Below are 17,254 nucleotides of genomic sequence, written 5' to 3'. Positions count from 1 at the left end.
CTCGCCGCCATCGACACGCCGTGACCGGTCCGCCGGTCGCGGCGTCTGTCGTTGCGGCGGCTCGATGCCCAGGCCCAGTGCTCTGAGCCGCCTGCCCGGTACGAGTGCTCAGAGCGGCAGACGCAAGAGACCGTCGGACGCCTCGGCGAGCCCGTCGGCGATGAGCGAGTCGATGGCACGGTCGCGCTGGAGCGGGTCCGGCCAGTCGGGCAGCATCTCGGCGAGCGGGATCGCGTGGGCTGCGGCATCCCGCAGCGTCTTGAGCACCGCCCCGCGCGCCTGCCGGTCGCTGCCTTCGTAGCGTGCCTGCTTGCGGCGGTCGTCGCCGGTGTCGGGATACCCTGCCGCGCGCCATGTGCAGCGGTCTCGTAACGGGCATGCGTCGCAGCGCGGAGTTCGGGCGGTGCAGATCACCGCTCCGAGCTCCATCGCCGCCGCGTTGACGACGGCCGCGGTGTCGAGCTCGTCGGGCAGGATCGCCGCCATGGTCTCGAGGTCGCGCCGCGAGGGCGGGCCGGGTTGCGACCTGCCCTCGATCGCGCGTGCCAGCACCCGCCGGGTGTTGGTGTCGACGACGGGATGCCGGTCGCCGTATGCGAAGACGGCGACGGCACGTGCGGTGTAGTCGCCGATGCCGGTCAACGCCAGAAGCTCGTCGACGTCACGCGGCACGATTCCGCCGTGGCGGTCGCGGATCTCGACGGCCGCGCGATGCAGCCACAGGGCGCGCCGCGGATAGCCGAGGTTCGCCCACTGCCGCACCGCGTCGGCGGGAGCGGCGGCCGCCAGGTCCGCCGGCGCCGGCCAGCGCTGGAGCCAAGCCTCCAGATGGGGGATGACCCGCGTGACCGGCGTCTGCTGCAGCATGAACTCACTCACCAGCACGCCCCAGGCCCCGAATCCCGGCCGCCGCCACGGCAGATCGCGCGCGTTAGCCGAGTACCACTCCACGAGCGGGGGAGCGAGATCGGGCATGCGCTCCAGCGTAAGCGCGCGGCGGGACCGGCGGCGTCGCCGCCGTAGGCTGGGACCATGCGCCTTCCCGTCACGCCGACCACGACGCTGTGGCGCGAACTGCGCGACCGCGTCCGGCGCCGCAACGCCGGCGGCCGCATCATCGTCGCGGTCGACGGGCTGGACGGCGCCGGCAAGACGGTGTTCGCCGACGGGCTCGCAGAGGTGTTCGCCGAGACCGGCGACGCGGTGTTCCGAGCCGGTATCGACGGTTTCCACCGGCCCCGGAGCGAGCGCTACCTGCGCGGCCGCCGCAGCCCCGAGGGCTTCTACCGCGACTCCTTCGACTATGCGACCTTCCGGCGCGTCCTGATCGACCCGTTCCGCGACGGCGCGCAGACCGCCGGCACGACCGGCTTCCAGCTGGCGGCGTTCGACGTCGTCCGCGATGCTCCCGTCGAGTCGCAGTGGGTCACCGCGCCCCTGGATGCGGTGCTCGTGGTGGACGGCGTCTTCCTGCACCGGCCCGAGCTTCGAGACCTGTGGGACTGGTCGATCTGGCTCGACGTGCCGTTCGACGTGTCCTACGCGCGCATGGCGTTGCGAGACGGCTGCGACCCCGACCCCGATGCGCCCTCGAACGCCCGCTACCGGCAGGGGCAGGAGATCTACCTCCGCGAGGCGCGGCCGCGGGAGGCGGCATCGGTCATCGTCGACAACGTCGATCTCGCGCACCCCCGGATCGTCGGGCCCAGCTGATGGCGGCACCCGGAATCCTGCTCGTCGACAAGCCCGGTGGCATCACCTCGCACGACGTCGTCGCACGGGCGCGCCGCGCACGGGGCACGCGCAAGATCGGCCACGCCGGAACGCTCGACCCGATGGCGACGGGCCTGCTCGTCCTCGGCGTCGAAGGCGCGACGCGGCTGCTCACGTTCATCGTCGGACTCGACAAGACCTACGAAGCCACGATCCGGCTGGGCGTCGCGACCGACACCGACGACGCGGAGGGGACGGTCGTCTCGGTGACGGATGCCGCATCCCTCGACTCCCAGGCCATCACGGCCGGCGTCGCGGCTCTCACCGGCCGGATCTCCCAGGTTCCCAGCACGTATTCGGCGATCAAGGTCGACGGGCGCCGTGCCTACGACCTCGCGCGCGCGGGAGAGGATGTGCAGCTCAAGGCGCGCGAGGTCACGGTGTCGCGGTTCGAGGTCCTCGCCGAGCGGCGCCGCTCGACAGGCTCGCAGGCCGCGATCACGGACGGAGGAACCGCGAGCGTGGACTCGGCGATGTCGGGCGTCATCGACCTCGACGTCGTCGTCGACTGCTCGAGCGGCACGTACATCCGCTCGCTCGCGCGTGACCTCGGCTCGGCGCTCGGCGTGGGCGGGCACCTCACGGCGCTGCGGCGCACGCGCATCGGCCCGTTCGACGTGGCCGGGGCGCCCGGCGTCGAGGACCTCGCCGACGCGACGATGGTCGACCCGGCGACCGCGGCAGGTGCGGTGCTCGGCCGGTTCGAGGTGACCGCCGACGAGGCGCGCGACCTCCGCCACGGCAAGCGGCTGATCGGGGCTGCCGGACGCCTTCACGCGACACCGGCGGCGGCGATCGACCCCGACGGCGCCCTCGTCGGTGTCGTCGAGCGCCGGGGCGACGATGTCAAGAGCGCGATGAACATGCCCGAGGAGGCCGCCCGATGATCCTGTGGTTCACGATCGCGCAGGTCGTCGTCGCGGTCGCGGCAGGTCTCTTCTGCGTCATCGCCGGGCTCGCCGGCCGGCGGCCGAGCGACTGGACGGTCGGCGCTCTCGCCCTGGTCGAGCTCCTGCTCCTCGCGCAGGTCGTCATCGCGATCATCGCGCCGTTCGCGGGCAATCCGCCGTCGGGGAGCCTCCTGGAGTTCTGGGTCTACCTCATCTCCGCCGTGCTGCTGCCCGTCGCCGCCGTCGCGTGGGCGCTGCTCGAGCGCAGCCGTTGGAGCACGGTGATCATGGGCATCGCGGCGCTGTCCATCGCGGTCATGGTCTGGCGTATGCAGGTGATCTGGACCGTCCAGCTCGCCTGACGGCCGTCGCGCGTCGCCGCGGCCGCCGGCGCCCAGCCCCCGGAATGCCGTCGCGCGTCGTCGTGGCGGAACCGGTGCCCGCGGCACGAACTAAACTCGTCTGGTTATGTCGTCTTCCGCCCGCCCCCGCATGACCGGCATCGGCCGCGTGCTCGTGATCGTCTACGCGATCATGGCCCTCGGCGCCACCGGTCGGTCCTTCGTGCAGATCGTCGAGCGCTTCGACGAGGCGCCGCTCGCCTACACGCTCTCGGCGCTCTCGGCGCTCGTGTACATCGTCGCCACGCTGGCTCTGGTCTTCGCCGGCCGACGCGGGTGGTACGTGGTGGCGTGGGTCGCGATCGTGTTCGAGCTCGTCGGCGTGCTGATCGTCGGCACGCTGAGCTTCGTGATGCCGGAGCTGTTCGCCCACCCGACCGTCTGGTCCTGGTTCGGCTCGGGCTACCTCTTCGTGCCTCTCGTGCTGCCGTTCCTCGGTCTCTGGTGGCTGGCTACGCATCGTCCTGTCGCGCAGCGCACTGCGGCAGCGCCTGCGGCGGTCGCGTCGTGATCGTCTTCCGGGACCCCCGCGACGTGCCTGCGGGCTTCGGGCCGTCCGTCGTCGCGATCGGCAAGTTCGACGGCGTGCACTCGGGCCATCGAGCCGTCATCGATCGGGCACAGGTGGATGCCGAAGCCTCAGGTTCGCGCGTCGTCGCCGTGACGTTCGACCGCAATCCGCTCGCGCTGCTGCGCCCCGAGCTGTGTCCTGACAGCCTGGTCGGCGTCGACCAGAAGCTGCGTCTCCTCGCCGATGCGGGAGTGGATGCGACGCTGATGCTCACGTTCGATCGCGCTCTCGCCGACCTCGGTGCCCGGGAGTTCGTCGAGCATGTGCTCGTCGGAGCGCTGGGCGTGCGGATCGTGATGGTCGGCGCCGACTTCCGCTTCGGTCGCGGCGGCGCGGGCAACCCCGAGCTGCTGCGCGAGCTCGGCGCCGAGTTCGGCTTCGAGGTGGACGTCGTCGACGACGTGCGTGCGATCGACGCCGGGCGGCGCGTCTCGTCGACGTGGGTGCGCGAGCTCCTGGACGCCGGAGACGTCGCCGGCGCGACCCGCCTGCTCGGACGCCCTCACGCCGCCCGCGGCGAGGTCGTGCACGGGCTCAAGCGCGGACGTCAGCTCGGCTTCCCGACGGCGAATCTGTCGCCGGGCCTCGAGGGGTTCGTCCCCGCCGAGGGCGTGTACGCCGGCTGGCTGGTCGACGAGGGGATGCCGCAGGACGGCGCATCCGCGCCGCGCAGCAGCGTGCGCTATCCGGCGGCGATCAGCATCGGCACGAACCCGACGTTCGACGACATCGACGTGCGTCAGGTCGAGGCATATGTGCTCGACGAGACGGACCTCGACCTCTACGGACACGTCGTCGAGATCGAGTTCGTCTCGCGGATCCGCGGTATGGTCGCGTTCGAGGGGGTCGACGCCCTCATCGCCCAGATGTCCGACGACATCGTTCGGGTTCGGGGGGAGCTCAGCTGACCCGCTGGGTGGCGGCATCCTTCGCCCGTTGCGGCCAGCCATAGACCGGCGTACGTGGTCGGCCTACGATCGAGGCGTGCACGCGCTGGTCCTCATGGCCGCCGACGCAGCGGCCTCCGACTCCCCGAACCTGTGGGGTGCCCTCGGGTGCGCGGTCGCGTTCTCGGCCTCGCTGCTGGCGACGCTCGACGCGTTCGCCGACCTGATCCTCGCGCGTGGCGGCTCACCCGCCGGCCGGCTCACCCCGGGTATCGGGATGAAGTTCGCCTCCAAGCTGATCGCCGCGGCGATCGCGGTCGTGTCGTCGGCGATCGTCCTCGTGCTCGACGACAACTGGTTCGCGTTCACGACTCTGTCCATCGCCTTCGTCGTGGTCGTCGGCATCGGGGTGGTCGTGCTGCTGCGGCAGGCGAAGACCAGCGTCGCCGACCCGGCGCGGCCGGGACCCGGCGGCTGAGATCGCCACCACGGCACAGATGCTCGCGACGTCCGGGCGAGCAGCGGTCGTGACGGTTTGCTCATCTGAGCAAACTCTGTGCAGATGTTGGTGACGGCCGCGCGGGTGTGTCAGCCTGGAGGGGACGACGAAGGGAGGATCGTGGACGCCGTCGACGAACTTCTCTCGATCCGAGCCGCCGAGCTCTACTACGAGGAGAACCTCACGCAGGAGGAGATCGGCCGGAGCCTGCAGATCACCCGGTGGAAAGTGGGCCGCCTCCTGACGCAGGCAAAGGAGGAGGGGTTCGTCCGCATCGAGATCCTTCACTCGCGCGCACGGCGTCCGCAGCTCGAGCGTCGGCTCCGCGACGAGCGCGGCGTCTCAGCGGTCGTCGTCTCGCGCGCCGGCGTGCGCAACGAGGACGAGCTCCAGCAGCGCGTGGCACAGGCTGCCGCCGACTATCTCACCGCCCTGCGACCCAGCCCCCGTGTGCTCGGCGTCAGCTGGGGGCGCACGCTGTCCGACATCGCGCACCACCTCCGCGACGGCTGGTCCTCCGGCACCGACGTCGTGCAGATCAACGGCGGCGTCAGCATGAGCCAGCGGCCGGGCACAGCAGCCGCCACTGCGGTCAGCATCGCCCAGAAGGGCGGCGGTGCCGCGGCCCTGCTGCCCAGCCCCGCGATCCTCGAGCACCGCGCGACCAAGGAGGCCATCGAAGCGGACCGCATGGTCGCCCGCGTCCTCGAGACGGCGCGCTCCGCCGCCGCGTACCTCTTCAGCGCCGGTGCGGCAGATCACCGCTCGGTCCACGTCGACAGCGGGTATCTCACTCCGGCCGACATCGACCGCCTCGTCGCGGCCGGCGCCGTCGGCGATGTGCTCGGGCGCTACATCGGCGCGGACGGCCGCGTCGTCGACCACGACCTGGACGCCCGCACGGTGGGTATCTCCCTCGACGAGCTCCGCGGCGCCGACGTCGCGATCGCCGTCATCGCGGGCGAATCCAAACGAGAGGTCGCCGCCGCAGTGGTCGCCTCAGGCCTGTGCTCGGTACTGGTCACCGACGAATCCACCGCACGCCACCTGCTCGATTCATGAGCAGCGCAGCGCGACTTCACTCCCATCCCACAGACGAAAGCCAGGTCAGGACATGTCAGGCACCTCCATCGTGACGCTCCCCGAGCGGGCCGTCGAGCTGCTCGGCGGGCAGCCGGACGACACCACCCTGCGGCGATATCTGCACGGCCTTCCCGGCGTCGACGCGGTCGGTCTCGAACAGCGTGCCGCCGGGCTGGGCACGCGATCCATCAAGACCACGTCGAAGGCGTGGGCGCTCGACAAGATCATCGAGCTGATCGACCTCACGACCCTCGAAGGCGCCGACACTCCCGGCAAGGTGCGCTCGCTGGTGGCGAAGGCACTGAATCCGGATGCCTCGGATCCGACGTGCCCGCGCGTGGCCGCGGTCTGCGTGTACGGCGACATGGTGCCGCATGCCGTAGAGGCGCTCGGGTCGGCCCACGGCGACCCCGACGAGGGCGGAGTGAGCGTCGCCGCCGTAGCCACCGCGTTCCCGAGCGGTCGGGCATCTCTCGACATCAAGCTCGCCGACACCGCCGAGGCGGTGGCGCACGGCGCCGACGAGATCGACATGGTGATCGACCGCGGTGCCTTCCTCGCCGGCCGCTACGGTCTCGTGTTCGACCAGATCGCGCGGGTGAAGCAGGCGTGCCGCCGCGAGGACGGCAGCTACGCGTCGCTCAAGGTGATCCTCGAGACGGGCGAGCTCAACACCTACGACAACATCAAGCGCGCCTCGTGGCTCGCGATCCTCGCGGGCGGCGACTTCATCAAGACGTCGACGGGCAAGGTGCAGCCCGCGGCGACGCTGCCGGTGACGCTGCTCATGCTCGAGGTCGTGCGCGACTGGCATCGGGCCACCGGTGAGAAGGTCGGCGTCAAGCCGGCCGGCGGCATCCGCACGTCCAAGGACGCCATCAAGTACCTCGTCACGGTCGCCGAGACCGTCGGCGAGGAGTGGCTGCAGCCGCACCTGTTCCGCTTCGGAGCGTCCAGCCTCCTCAACGACGTGCTGCTGCAGCGCCAGAAGCTGAAGACCGGCCACTACTCCGGTGCCGACTACGTGACCATCGACTGAGCCGGGAAGAAGACATGAGTTTCCTCGAATACGCGCCCGCCCCCGAGTCGCGGGCGATCCTGTCCCTCAAGCCCGAGTACGGGCTGTTCATCGACGGCGACTTCCGCGCCGGGTCCGGCGAGCCGTTCGCCACCATCTCGCCCGCCGACGAGAAGCACATCGCCACGATCGCCTCGGCGAGCGACGCGGATGTCGACGCCGCCGTCGCGGCCGCGCGCCGCGCCTACGACCGGACGTGGTCGAGGATGAGCGGGCGCGACCGCGGCAAGTACCTGTTCCGGATCGCCCGGCTCGTGCAGGAGCGCGCGCGGGAGCTCGCCGTCGCCGAGAGCCTCGACAACGGCAAGCCGATCAAGGAGAGCCGCGACGTCGATGTGCCGCTCGTCGCGGCGTGGTTCTTCTACTACGCCGGGTGGGCCGACAAGCTCGACTACGCGGGCCTCGGCGCCGACCCGCGATCCCTCGGTGTCGCCGGTCAGATCATCCCGTGGAACTTCCCGCTGCTCATGCTGGCGTGGAAGATCGCCCCGGCGCTCGCTGCCGGCAACACCGTGGTCCTGAAGCCCGCCGAGACCACGCCGCTGTCGGCGCTCATCTTCGCGGAGATCCTGCAGCAGGCCGATCTGCCGCCCGGCGTCGTGAACATCGTGACCGGCGCCGGCGCCACGGGTGCGGCGCTGGTGCGGCATCCCGACGTGAACAAGGTCGCCTTCACCGGTTCGACCCCCGTCGGGCGCGAGATCGCGAAGGCCGTCGCCGGCACCGACAAGAAGCTCACGCTCGAGCTCGGCGGCAAAGCGGCGAACATCGTGTTCGAGGACGCCCCCATCGACCAGGCGATCGAGGGCATCGTCAACGGCATCTTCTTCAATCAGGGACACGTCTGCTGCGCCGGCAGCCGCCTGCTGGTGCAGGAGTCGATCCACGACGAGGTCGTCGACCGGCTGAAGTCCCGCCTGTCGACGCTCCGCCTCGGCGACCCGCTCGACAAGAACACCGACATCGGAGCGATCAACTCGCGCGAGCAGCTCGACCGCATCCGCGAGCTCAGCAAGATCGGCGAGGACGAGGGCGCCGAGCGCTGGAGCGCGCCCTGCGTCATCCCCGAGAACGGGTTCTGGTTCGCGCCGACGATCTTCACGAACGTGCAGGCCAGCCATCGCATCGCCCGTGACGAGATCTTCGGACCGGTGCTGTCGGTGCTGACGTTCCGCACGCCCGCCGAGGCGATCGAGAAGGCCAACAACACCCCGTACGGTCTCTCGGCCGGGATCTGGACCGACAAGGGCTCGCGCATCCTCGCCGTCGCCGACCGCCTGCGGGCAGGCGTGGTGTGGGCGAACACCTTCAACCGGTTCGACCCGTCGTCGCCCTTCGGCGGCTACAAGGAGTCCGGCTACGGCCGCGAGGGGGGCCGTCACGGCCTCGCCGCCTACCTGAAGGGCGCGGCGAGCGTCGGCCCCCGGTCGTTGAGCGAGCCTGGGAGTCGAAACGCAGAGACGAAACGCGTACCCGCCCGTTCCAAGAAGGAGGTCTCCGCATGAGCAAGCGACTGACCGTGCCGAAGACGTACAAGCTCTACATCGGCGGCGCCTTCCCCCGCAGCGAGTCCGGCCGCACCTACGAGGTCGCGACGCCGAAGGGCGAGTTCCTCGCGAACGCGGCACTCGCGTCGCGCAAGGACGCGCGCGATGCCGTGGTCTCGGCCCGCGGCGCCGTCAAGGGATGGTCGGGGGCGACCGCCTACAACCGCGGCCAGGTGCTCTACCGGGTCGCCGAGATCCTCGAGGGCCGGCGCGCGCAGTTCGTGGACGAGATCGTGCAGCAGACGGGTGTCTCGGCATCCGTGGCCGCCGCCGAAGTCGACGAGTCGATCGACCGCTGGGTCTGGTACGCCGGCTGGTGCGACAAGTTCGCCCAGGTCGCCGGCAACGGCAACCCCGTGGCCGGACCGTACTTCAACATCTCGGTGCCCGAGCCGACCGGGGTCGTGGGCGTCGTCGCCCCGCAGGACACGGCGCTCGTGGGTCTCGTCTCGGCGATCGCGCCGGCGCTCGTGACGGGCAACGCGGTGGTCGTCGTCGCGTCGCAGCGGTATCCGCTGTCGGCGATCTCGCTGGCCGAGGTGCTGGCGACGAGCGACGTGCCCGGGGGAGTGGTCAACGTGCTGACCGGCTCGCCGGCCGAGATCGCACCGTGGCTGGCATCCCACCCCGACGTGCACGCGCTCGACCTCGTCGGCGCCGGCGACCTGGACTGGGTCGACCTGCAGATCGCGGCCGCCGACACCCTCACACGCGTGCTCCCTCCCGAGAACGGGACGGATGCCGCGGCCCCGAGCCTCGCGCGCATCACCGCGTTCACCGAGACGAAGACGGTGTGGCACCCGAAGAGCCTGGTCTGACACGAGCGTGAGAGCCTGACGGAGCGCCTCGAACCCACCGCGTGCGGAAGTTCGGGGCGTCTCGTCTCGCTCGTTCCTCGCTCGCTCAACGACCGGGGCATGGGCAACCGGTCGTTGAGCGAGGGAGCGCCAGCGACCGAGACGAAACGCCTCGGGGACGCAGCGCAGACCTCGGCTCGTCGCGCCGCTCCCTATTCGAGCGCGAGCCCGCCCCACTCGCCCGGGTGCGTGAGCTCGCCGTAGTGCACGTCCACGTCGTGCGCCGACACCGACGCGACGCACGCGAGCAGCGACAGCGTGGGGTAGCCGTACGGACGGTTGTCGCGGATGATCGCATCGTCGTCGGTCGGTGCGAGCTCGGCGGACCGCTCGAGCACCTCGACCCACGGCATCCACCAGCGTCCTTCGCCCGTGGGCTCCGCCGAGCGGAACTCGTCCAGCCACCGGGCGATGCGCGGCGTTGCGCCGTCGTCGACGTCGTCGTGGGCGATCATGTGCGTGCCGGGCGGGAGGTCGACCGTGCGCAGGGCCACGCCGTCCCACGTGAGCACGCGTGCGTGCGCGCCGTCGACCTCGACGAGATTGAAGCCGTGCGTCGCCGGTTCGCCCGCCGGCGCGCGGCCCGCGACGGAGTCCAGCACGATGCCGCCCCGCGACACCAGCTCGGACTCGGGGCGCTTCGACTCGTCCGCGCGGTTGAGGAGCACGGCGAGCCGGCCGGCTGCCGGGTCGGCCGCCAGCCACGCGCCGCCGGCGCGGACGTCGCGCACCCCGACGACGCCGTCGTGAGGCTCTGGCCACCACCGGCCGAGCGGGTTCCACGGCCGATCCGGGTCCTCGTCGCGGATCGCGAGCACGCGTGTGGGCTCGTCGGCCGACGCCGGGACGCGGATCACAACGGTGCACATGCAGAGGGCTCCTCGGGGGTGTCGTCCGGCTGTGGGGCCGGGGAGTCGGGCGGGCGTGCCAAGATCGGAGGGTGTTCGTCGTAGTCGGGGTCACCGGTGGCATCGCCGCCTACAAGACCGTCCAGCTCGTGCGCCTGCTGGTCAAGGCGGGGCACGAGGTGCATGTCGTCCCCACGGACGACGCCCTCCGGTTCGTCGGGCTGCCGACATGGGAGGCGATCAGCCGTCACCCCGTGACGACCTCCGTCCACGATGATGTCGCGCGGGTCCGTCACGTCTCGCTCGGCCAGGCGGCCGACCTCGTGATCGTGGCGCCCGCGACGGCGAACACCCTGGCGAAGATGACCGCGGGACTCGCGGACGACCTCCTGGGGACGACCCTACTCGCCACCACGGCACCGGTCGTCGTGGCGCCGGCGATGCACACCGAGATGTGGCGCCACCCCTCGACCGTCCACAACATGGCGACGCTGCGCGAGCGCGGGGTCATCGTGGTCGGCCCCGAGAGCGGCGAGCTGACCGGCGGCGACAGCGGGCCGGGACGGATGTCGGAGCCCGAGGCGATCCTCGACGCCGCGCTCGCCGCGGCCGGCGGCCGGCCCGCCGACCTCGACGGGCTCCGCGTCGTCGTGAGCGCCGGCGGCACCCGCGAGCCCATCGATCCGGTGCGCTACATCGGCAACCGCTCGAGCGGCCGCCAGGGCGTGGCCGTCGCGTTGGCCGCCGCCGACCGCGGCGCCGACGTGGTGCTCGTCGCCGCCCATGTCGACGACGGCGTGCTGGCCACGGCATCCGCTGTCCCGCGTGTGCGGGTGGTGCGCGCCGGAACCGCGGCAGAGCTCGGTGCCGCCGTCGACGCCGAGGCCGGCGCTGCCGACGTCATCGTGATGGCGGCGGCCGTCGCCGACTACCGCGTGGCCGAGGTGTCGCCGCTCAAGCGATCCAAGGACTCCGCGCCCGCGGGCGGGATCACGCTCGACCTCATCGAGAACGACGACATCCTCGCCGGGCTGGTCCGCCGCCGTCGCGGCGGCCAGACGATCGTCGGGTTCGCCGCCGAGACGCCGGGCGATGGCGAGACCCTCCTCGACCGCGGACGCCGCAAGGCCGCGCGCAAGGGCACCGATCTGCTGGCCGTGAACGAGGTCGGCTGGGCGAAGGGGTTCGAGGCCGCCGACAACGCGGTCACGGTGATCGACGCGGACGGCGAGGTCGTCGCGGCGCGCCGGGGGAGCAAGGGCGACGTCGCCGAGGCGCTGTGGGACGCCGTCATCGCCGTGAGGCGAACCAGCGCGAATCCTAAGTAACGAAACAGTAACGGCGCATGTAGAGTGATCCGCACCACGTCGACGGTGACGTGTGAACGAACCTCGGAGGACATGCCCGATGCCCTACTCCGCGGCTTCCGATCGCGCTCGCGACCGGATCCACGCCCTGTCCGTCATGTGTGTGCTCGCCATCGCGAGCGTCGTCATCGCCGTCCTCGGCGCGACCCCCGCACGTGTCAGCTCGCGCGAGTTGATGGGGGATGAGAGGACGCCCGGCGAGGCCGCGTTCATCGCCAGCCATCGCGGCGGCGCCGCCACCGCCCCCGAGAACACGCTCCCCGCGATCACCGCCGCGCTCGCCGCCGGATTCGATTACGTCGAGGTCGACGTCGCGCTCACCGCCGACCGCCATCCGGTGCTCATGCACGACAAGACGGTCGACCGCACCACGGACGGCCACGGCCGGCTGTCGTCGCTCGCGCTGGCGGAGGTGCTCGCGCTGGATGCGGGCTCGTGGTTCGATCCCGCCTACGCCGGAACGCCCGTTCCGACGCTGGCCGAGTTCCTCGACGCGCTCGTCGCCGCCGACGGCCGCGCGATCGTCGAGCTGAAGGGCGGATGGGATGCCGCCGCCGTCGACGCGGCCGTGGCCGAAGTCGCCGCGCGCGGCCTCGAGCGGCGAGTGGTCTTCGCCAGCTTCGACGCCCGGACCCTGGCGCTCGCCGCGACGGAGTCGGAGGTGCTGTCGCGGCTGCTCATCCTCAAGCATCTGCCCTCCGATGTCGTCAGCGCCGTGGCCGAGTCCGGCGCACGGGGCGTGGTGGTCAGCCGCAAAGCGGTGCTGGCGCGCCCCGGCATCGTCGACGAGCTGCACGCGGCCGGCGCGCGCGTGGTCGTGTACACGCTGAACAACGACACGCAGTGGGATGCCGTCACCGCGCTCGGCGTCGACGGCATCGTGACCGACGACCCCCACACGCTCTCGGAGTGGCAGAGCGCGTACGCCGGACCCTGAGTCCGTCCCGCGTCGGGTGGCCGGGCGGCGTGGCCGGCGGCATCCGTCCGTCCTCGTCGTTAGGGTCGATATCGCGGCGCCCTCCGGTGGCGCGAGAGGACGGGTGACGTGGGAACGGTCGAGCAGAGCCGGTGGAAGCGGGTCGTGGTCGGGTGCGTGGCGCTCGCTGCGCTCGCCGTCGTCGTCGCGGGCTGTCGCCCCGAGCCGGCTGCCACGCCGTCGAGCAGCCCTTCGATCACCGTGGAGGAACCGACCCCGGCCCCTTCGGTGTCACCGGTCGAGACCGAGGAGCCGCAGGCGGGCTTCCAGCTGCCGGCCGCGTGCGAGGAGATCTACTCCGCCGAAATGCTCGCCGGCCTGCAGTCGGCCAATCCGCCGCTCAACGACCCCGGCGTCACGATGCTGTCGACCGAGAACGCCGATCTTCTCGAGATCATCCACAGCGGCGCTCCGACGCTGCGATGCTCGTGGGGCCAGCCGAGCGAGTACGGTCTGGCGACGAACGTCACCGTGATCGACGGCGACCAGGCAGATGCGGTCCTCGCGGCGCTGCCCGCGGCCGGCTTCGGCTGCGAGGCGCTCGGCGACGGCACCGTGTGCCGGATCGAGCAGAAGGGCGTGACGCTCGACGACAACGAGTACACCCGCGGCGAGACGCACTACGTCGGCGACGGCGGCCTGGTGACGACGGCGTGGATCAACTTCGCGCCCGACGGGTACACCGAGGACGTGGTCGCGACGCTCTGGGGCTGATCCCGCGGCGCCCGCATCTCGAATCTGCATCCCTTCGGCGGGCCTGCTTCCCTCGACCCGGCCCCCGTCCCGTAGAATGGCACGAGGGAAGAACCGCTGACGATGTCGCAGCTCGCAGAAGCGAGTGCCCGCGACCGCCGACGCAACATCCCCGATCCCGCGTTCGCGACGGCGCTTGCGCCGCCCGCGGGAGCACGCAGAACCATCGGTGTCATCCGATCCTCGCCGGTCCCGAGCCGGCACTCACGCTCAGGAGGAGCATGCCGACCACGGCACCCGCCCAGACGGCGCAGCGTCGCCGCAAGACCTCGTCCGCACGTCGCGACGACGAGGCCCCGATCATCCCGATCCTCGCCCGCAAGGTGCGAGAGGTCGAGGCCAAGGCCCAGCGCGGAAAGCTGGGCCCGACCAACCGCGTCAAGTTCCAGGTCATCGCGTTTCTGGTGCGCGAGGAGCGCGCCCGTGTGAAGGGCGACACCGAGCTGACGGATGCCGCGCGCGCCGAGCTGCTGAAGCGGCTCGACGGCGTCGCGACCATCCTCGCGAAGACCGCCGCCCGCGACACCTCGCTCATCCAGCTGCTCGAGGTCGACCAGGCCACCTCGCCGGTCGCGCGCCGCATGCGCCGGGACTGGCTGCTCGAGTCGGGCGCCGAGCTCGCACCCGACGAGCTCATCATCACCGACGTCGCGCCGGTCGCGACGCCCGTCGTGCCGGCCGCGCTGGTCGAGCGCCAGGTCGTGCCGCAGCAGGTCGTGGCGCGGCGCGAGGCGAACCCGTTCCTGGCGCCCGACCTGTCGGCGCGAGGCCCCAAGCAGACGCCGCGCCGCCGCCTGGACAGCTGGGAGCTCATGGGCCCGCTGTACAAGGCGTTCGAGATCGGTGCCGGTGGCGGCAGCGCCACGATGGAGCTCCCGCCCGTGCCCGAGTTCGACCGTCTGTCGCCCAGGGGCCTCGAGGTCATGCCGCACCAGTCGCGGTTCCTCGAGTCCGTGCGCGCCGGGCACCGCACGTTCCTCCTCGCCGATGAGCCGGGCCTGGGCAAGACGGCGGAGTCGGTGCTCGCGGCATCCGTCGCGAACGCGTACCCGCTCCTGGCCGTCGTCCCCAACGTGGTGAAGATGAACTGGGCGCGCGAGGTCGAGCGCTGGACGCCGCACCGTCGCGCGACGGTGATCCAGGGCGACGGCGAAGACATCGACGCGTTCGCCGACGTCTTCATCGTCAACTACGAGATCCTCGACCGGCACCTGTCGTGGCTCAGCTCGATCGGGCTGAAGGGCATGGTCGTCGACGAGGCGCACTTCATCAAGAACCTGACGTCGCAGCGGTCGCAGAACGTGCTGGCCCTCGCGACGCGCATCCGTGAGCAGGTGCGCGATCCGCTCCTGCTGGCCCTCACGGGCACGCCGCTCATCAACGACGTCGAGGACTTCGACGCGATCTGGCGCTTCCTGGGCTGGACCACCGGCGAGAAGCCCGGTCCAGAGCTCATGGAGAAGCTCGACGAGACGGGGCTGACGCCCGCCGACAAGTCGTTCTACCCGGAAGCGCGCGACGCCGTCATCTCGATGGGCATCGTCCGGCGCAAGAAGAAGGATGTCGCCGCCGACCTGCCCGACAAGCTCATCGCCGACCTGCCCGTTCAGCTGGACGATGAGTTCGGGCGCTCCATCCGTCAGGCCGAGCGCGAGCTCGGTGAGCGCCTCGCCGCGCGTTACCGCCGCATCATCGACGCCCGCGGAGACCGCGGCCACGGCCCCGGCCACATCGACGAAGACATCGTGCGCCTGGTCGCGCAGAACGAGCTCGAGGAGTCGAAGGCCGCCGGCACCGGCTCGGAGAACGTCTTCACGATGGTGCGCAAGATCGGTCAGGCCAAGGCCGTGCTCGCGGCGGACTATGCGGTGCAGCTGCAGCGTTCGGTCGGCAAGGTCGTGTTCTTCGCCAAGCACATCGACGTCATGGACGCCGCCGAGGCGCACTTCGCCGCGGCCGGTCTGAAGACGGTGTCGCTGCGAGGCGATCAGGCGACGGTCGCCCGCCAGCAGGCGATCGACGCGTTCAACACGGACCCCGACGTCGGCATCGCCGTCTGCTCGCTCACTGCTGCGGGCGTCGGCGTGAACATGCAGGCATCGTCGAACGTCGTGCTCGCTGAGCTGTCATGGACGGCCGCCGAGCAGACGCAGGCCATCGACCGTGTGCACCGCATCGGCCAGGACGAGCCGGTCACCGCGTGGCGCATCATCGCGGCGCACACGATCGACACCAAGATCGCCGAGCTGATCGACTCCAAGCAGGGGCTGGCAGCGCGGGCGCTCGACGGCGAGGCCGTCGACCCGCAGTCGAGCGACTCGGTGCAGCTGTCCGCGCTCATGCATGTGCTGCGGCAGGCGCTCGGCGCGGCGTAGTCCGTAGAGCGAGGAAGGGCGGCGCGGATTCGCGCCGCCCTTCGTCGTCGGCGCAGGGCAAGGCGGTTCGTGTGGCAGGGCGGCGCGTCCGGCACTAATGTCGGGGGAGGCAGCGTCGCCGACTCTCTTCACCCGACAGCGAGGATCACAGCTATGAAGATCGGCATCCTGACGAGCGGCGGCGATTGCCCCGGACTCAACGCGGTCATCCGCGGCGTCGTGCTCAAGGGGACGACGACATACGACCTCGAGTTCGTCGGCATCCGCGACGGCTGGCGTGGTGTCGTCGACGGCGACTTCTTCCCGCTGACCCGGCACGAGGTGAAGGGCCTGTCGAAGGTCGGCGGCACGATCCTCGGCACGAGCCGCACGAACCCGTACGAGGGCCCGCGCGGCGGCGCCGAGAACATCGCGAAGACGATGTACGGCCACCGCCTGGACGGCATCATCGCGATCGGCGGCGAGGGCACCCTCGCCGCGGCGAACCGCCTCGCGAACGACGGCATCAACGTGCTGGGCGTCCCCAAGACGATCGACAACGACCTGCGCGCGACCGACTACTCCTTCGGCTTCGACACCGCCGTCAACATCGCGACCGACGCGATGGACCGCCTGCGCACCACCGGCGACTCGCACCAGCGCTGCATGGTCGCCGAGGTCATGGGCCGCCACGTCGGCTGGATCGCCCTGCATGCCGGCATGGCCGCCGGTGCCCACGCCATCTGCATCCCCGAGGTGCCGATGTCGATCGACGAGATCTGCGCGCAGGTGACGAAGGCCCACGACCGCGGACGTGCGCCGCTCGTCGTGGTCTCGGAGGGGTTCACCCTCACCGGCATGGACGAGGCGTTCAGCGACAAGGGCCTCGACGCGTTCAACCGCCCGCGCCTCGGCGGTATCAGCGAGGTCCTCGCGCCCGAGATCGAGCGCATCACCGGCATCGAGACGCGCTCGACCGTGCTCGGCCACATCCAGCGCGGCGGCTCGCCGTCGGGCTTCGACCGCGTGCTCGCCACCCGCCTCGGCCTGCACGCCGCCGACGCCATCATGGACGGCGCGTGGGGCCAGATGGTCGCCATGCGCGGCACCGACATCGTGCGCGTCCCCTTCGCCGAGGCCCTCGGCGAGCTCAACACGGTCCCCCTCTACCGCTACGAGGAAGCCGCCGCCCTCTTCGGCTGACGTCTCTGGCGTCGAACCGGACGACGAAGGGATGCCTCGCCTCGAGGGACCCGCTCGATCTGCGGGATCCGCTGGTCGGCCGGCGGGATCTGGCGCTCGCATCGCGACCCAGCGAGAACGTCGATGAACTTCCGGTTCGCACGGTTCACCTCAGGTCGGTGGGCACC

The 17,254-nt window shown here is 71.2% G+C and carries 17 protein-coding genes; 15 read left to right on the top strand and 2 right to left on the bottom strand.

Going from position 1 to position 17,254, the window contains the following annotated elements:
- Nucleotides 1-108: 108 nt before the first annotated feature.
- A complete protein-coding gene (locus tag MRBLMI12_RS18715; protein ID WP_363357745.1) occupies nucleotides 109-975 on the bottom strand; it encodes an A/G-specific adenine glycosylase in 867 nt (288 codons plus the stop codon).
- Between the two features lie 57 nt (nucleotides 976-1,032).
- On the opposite strand from MRBLMI12_RS18715, the gene MRBLMI12_RS18710 reads away from it, so the two are divergent.
- The 10 genes from MRBLMI12_RS18710 (at nucleotide 1,033) to MRBLMI12_RS18665 (ending at nucleotide 9,547) form a co-directional block, all read left to right on the top strand.
- Nucleotides 1,033-1,713, top strand: coding sequence for a uridine kinase (locus tag MRBLMI12_RS18710; protein WP_349426987.1), 681 nt, complete (start codon nucleotides 1,033-1,035; stop codon nucleotides 1,711-1,713).
- Nucleotides 1,713-2,660: a tRNA pseudouridine(55) synthase TruB gene (gene truB / locus MRBLMI12_RS18705; RefSeq protein ID WP_363357744.1), complete on the top strand. Its 948-nt coding sequence runs from the start codon at nucleotides 1,713-1,715 to the stop codon at nucleotides 2,658-2,660. Before MRBLMI12_RS18710 ends, truB begins: the two co-directional genes overlap by 1 nt.
- Nucleotides 2,657-3,025 (top strand): hypothetical protein, encoded by a 369-nt coding sequence (locus MRBLMI12_RS18700; protein ID WP_349426989.1) that lies wholly within the window; start codon nucleotides 2,657-2,659, stop codon nucleotides 3,023-3,025. Before truB ends, MRBLMI12_RS18700 begins: the two co-directional genes overlap by 4 nt.
- 106 nt (nucleotides 3,026-3,131) lie before the next feature.
- Nucleotides 3,132-3,575 (top strand): hypothetical protein, encoded by a 444-nt coding sequence (locus tag MRBLMI12_RS18695; RefSeq protein ID WP_363357743.1) that lies wholly within the window; start codon nucleotides 3,132-3,134, stop codon nucleotides 3,573-3,575.
- Nucleotides 3,572-4,543: a bifunctional riboflavin kinase/FAD synthetase gene (locus MRBLMI12_RS18690; RefSeq protein ID WP_363357742.1), complete on the top strand. Its 972-nt coding sequence runs from the start codon at nucleotides 3,572-3,574 to the stop codon at nucleotides 4,541-4,543. Before MRBLMI12_RS18695 ends, MRBLMI12_RS18690 begins: the two co-directional genes overlap by 4 nt.
- Before the next feature lie 76 nt (nucleotides 4,544-4,619).
- Complete coding sequence (locus MRBLMI12_RS18685; RefSeq protein WP_363357741.1) at nucleotides 4,620-5,000, top strand: hypothetical protein; 381 nt, start codon at nucleotides 4,620-4,622, stop codon at nucleotides 4,998-5,000.
- Between the two features lie 141 nt (nucleotides 5,001-5,141).
- Nucleotides 5,142-6,083 carry a sugar-binding transcriptional regulator gene (locus MRBLMI12_RS18680; protein ID WP_363357740.1) on the top strand — a complete coding sequence of 314 codons (942 nt, stop codon included), beginning with the start codon at nucleotides 5,142-5,144 and terminating at the stop codon, nucleotides 6,081-6,083.
- A gap of 52 nt (nucleotides 6,084-6,135) precedes the next feature.
- Entirely contained in the window at nucleotides 6,136-7,143 is a 1,008-nt protein-coding gene (deoC, locus tag MRBLMI12_RS18675; protein WP_349426994.1) for a deoxyribose-phosphate aldolase, read from the top strand.
- Between the two features lie 14 nt (nucleotides 7,144-7,157).
- The gene (locus MRBLMI12_RS18670) at nucleotides 7,158-8,687 is read left to right on the top strand and encodes an aldehyde dehydrogenase family protein (RefSeq protein WP_363357739.1); all 1,530 of its coding nucleotides are present in this window, start codon (nucleotides 7,158-7,160) and stop codon (nucleotides 8,685-8,687) included.
- A complete protein-coding gene (locus tag MRBLMI12_RS18665) occupies nucleotides 8,684-9,547 on the top strand; it encodes an aldehyde dehydrogenase family protein (protein ID WP_363357738.1) in 864 nt (287 codons plus the stop codon). Before MRBLMI12_RS18670 ends, MRBLMI12_RS18665 begins: the two co-directional genes overlap by 4 nt.
- Nucleotides 9,548-9,738: 191 nt before the next feature.
- Here MRBLMI12_RS18665 and MRBLMI12_RS18660 read toward each other — a convergent pair whose 3' ends face one another.
- Nucleotides 9,739-10,455, bottom strand: coding sequence for an NRDE family protein (locus MRBLMI12_RS18660; protein WP_363357737.1), 717 nt, complete (start codon nucleotides 10,453-10,455; stop codon nucleotides 9,739-9,741).
- A gap of 71 nt (nucleotides 10,456-10,526) precedes the next feature.
- On the opposite strand from MRBLMI12_RS18660, the gene coaBC reads away from it, so the two are divergent.
- The 5 genes from coaBC (at nucleotide 10,527) to MRBLMI12_RS18635 (ending at nucleotide 17,087) form a co-directional block, all read left to right on the top strand.
- On the top strand, nucleotides 10,527-11,762 hold the full coding sequence (gene coaBC, locus MRBLMI12_RS18655; RefSeq protein WP_363357736.1) for a bifunctional phosphopantothenoylcysteine decarboxylase/phosphopantothenate--cysteine ligase CoaBC: 1,236 nt from the start codon (nucleotides 10,527-10,529) through the stop codon (nucleotides 11,760-11,762).
- A 79-nt stretch (nucleotides 11,763-11,841) separates the two neighbouring features.
- Nucleotides 11,842-12,738, top strand: a complete 897-nt coding sequence (locus MRBLMI12_RS18650; protein WP_363357735.1) for a glycerophosphodiester phosphodiesterase — start codon at nucleotides 11,842-11,844, stop codon at nucleotides 12,736-12,738.
- A gap of 108 nt (nucleotides 12,739-12,846) precedes the next feature.
- Nucleotides 12,847-13,491: a hypothetical protein gene (locus tag MRBLMI12_RS18645; protein WP_363357734.1), complete on the top strand. Its 645-nt coding sequence runs from the start codon at nucleotides 12,847-12,849 to the stop codon at nucleotides 13,489-13,491.
- A gap of 260 nt (nucleotides 13,492-13,751) precedes the next feature.
- Nucleotides 13,752-15,905 (top strand): DEAD/DEAH box helicase, encoded by a 2,154-nt coding sequence (locus MRBLMI12_RS18640; RefSeq protein WP_363357733.1) that lies wholly within the window; start codon nucleotides 13,752-13,754, stop codon nucleotides 15,903-15,905.
- 153 nt (nucleotides 15,906-16,058) lie between these two features.
- Nucleotides 16,059-17,087 (top strand): ATP-dependent 6-phosphofructokinase, encoded by a 1,029-nt coding sequence (locus MRBLMI12_RS18635; RefSeq protein ID WP_363357732.1) that lies wholly within the window; start codon nucleotides 16,059-16,061, stop codon nucleotides 17,085-17,087.
- Nucleotides 17,088-17,254 lie beyond the last annotated feature (167 nt).

Origin of the sequence: Microbacterium sp. LMI12-1-1.1, assembly GCF_040676455.1 — a bacterium.
In the GTDB taxonomy this organism is placed as follows: Bacteria; Actinomycetota; Actinomycetes; order Actinomycetales; family Microbacteriaceae; genus Microbacterium.
The sequence above is the reverse complement of the archived record's forward strand: the minus strand, read 5'-3'. Positions and strand labels throughout refer to the sequence as shown.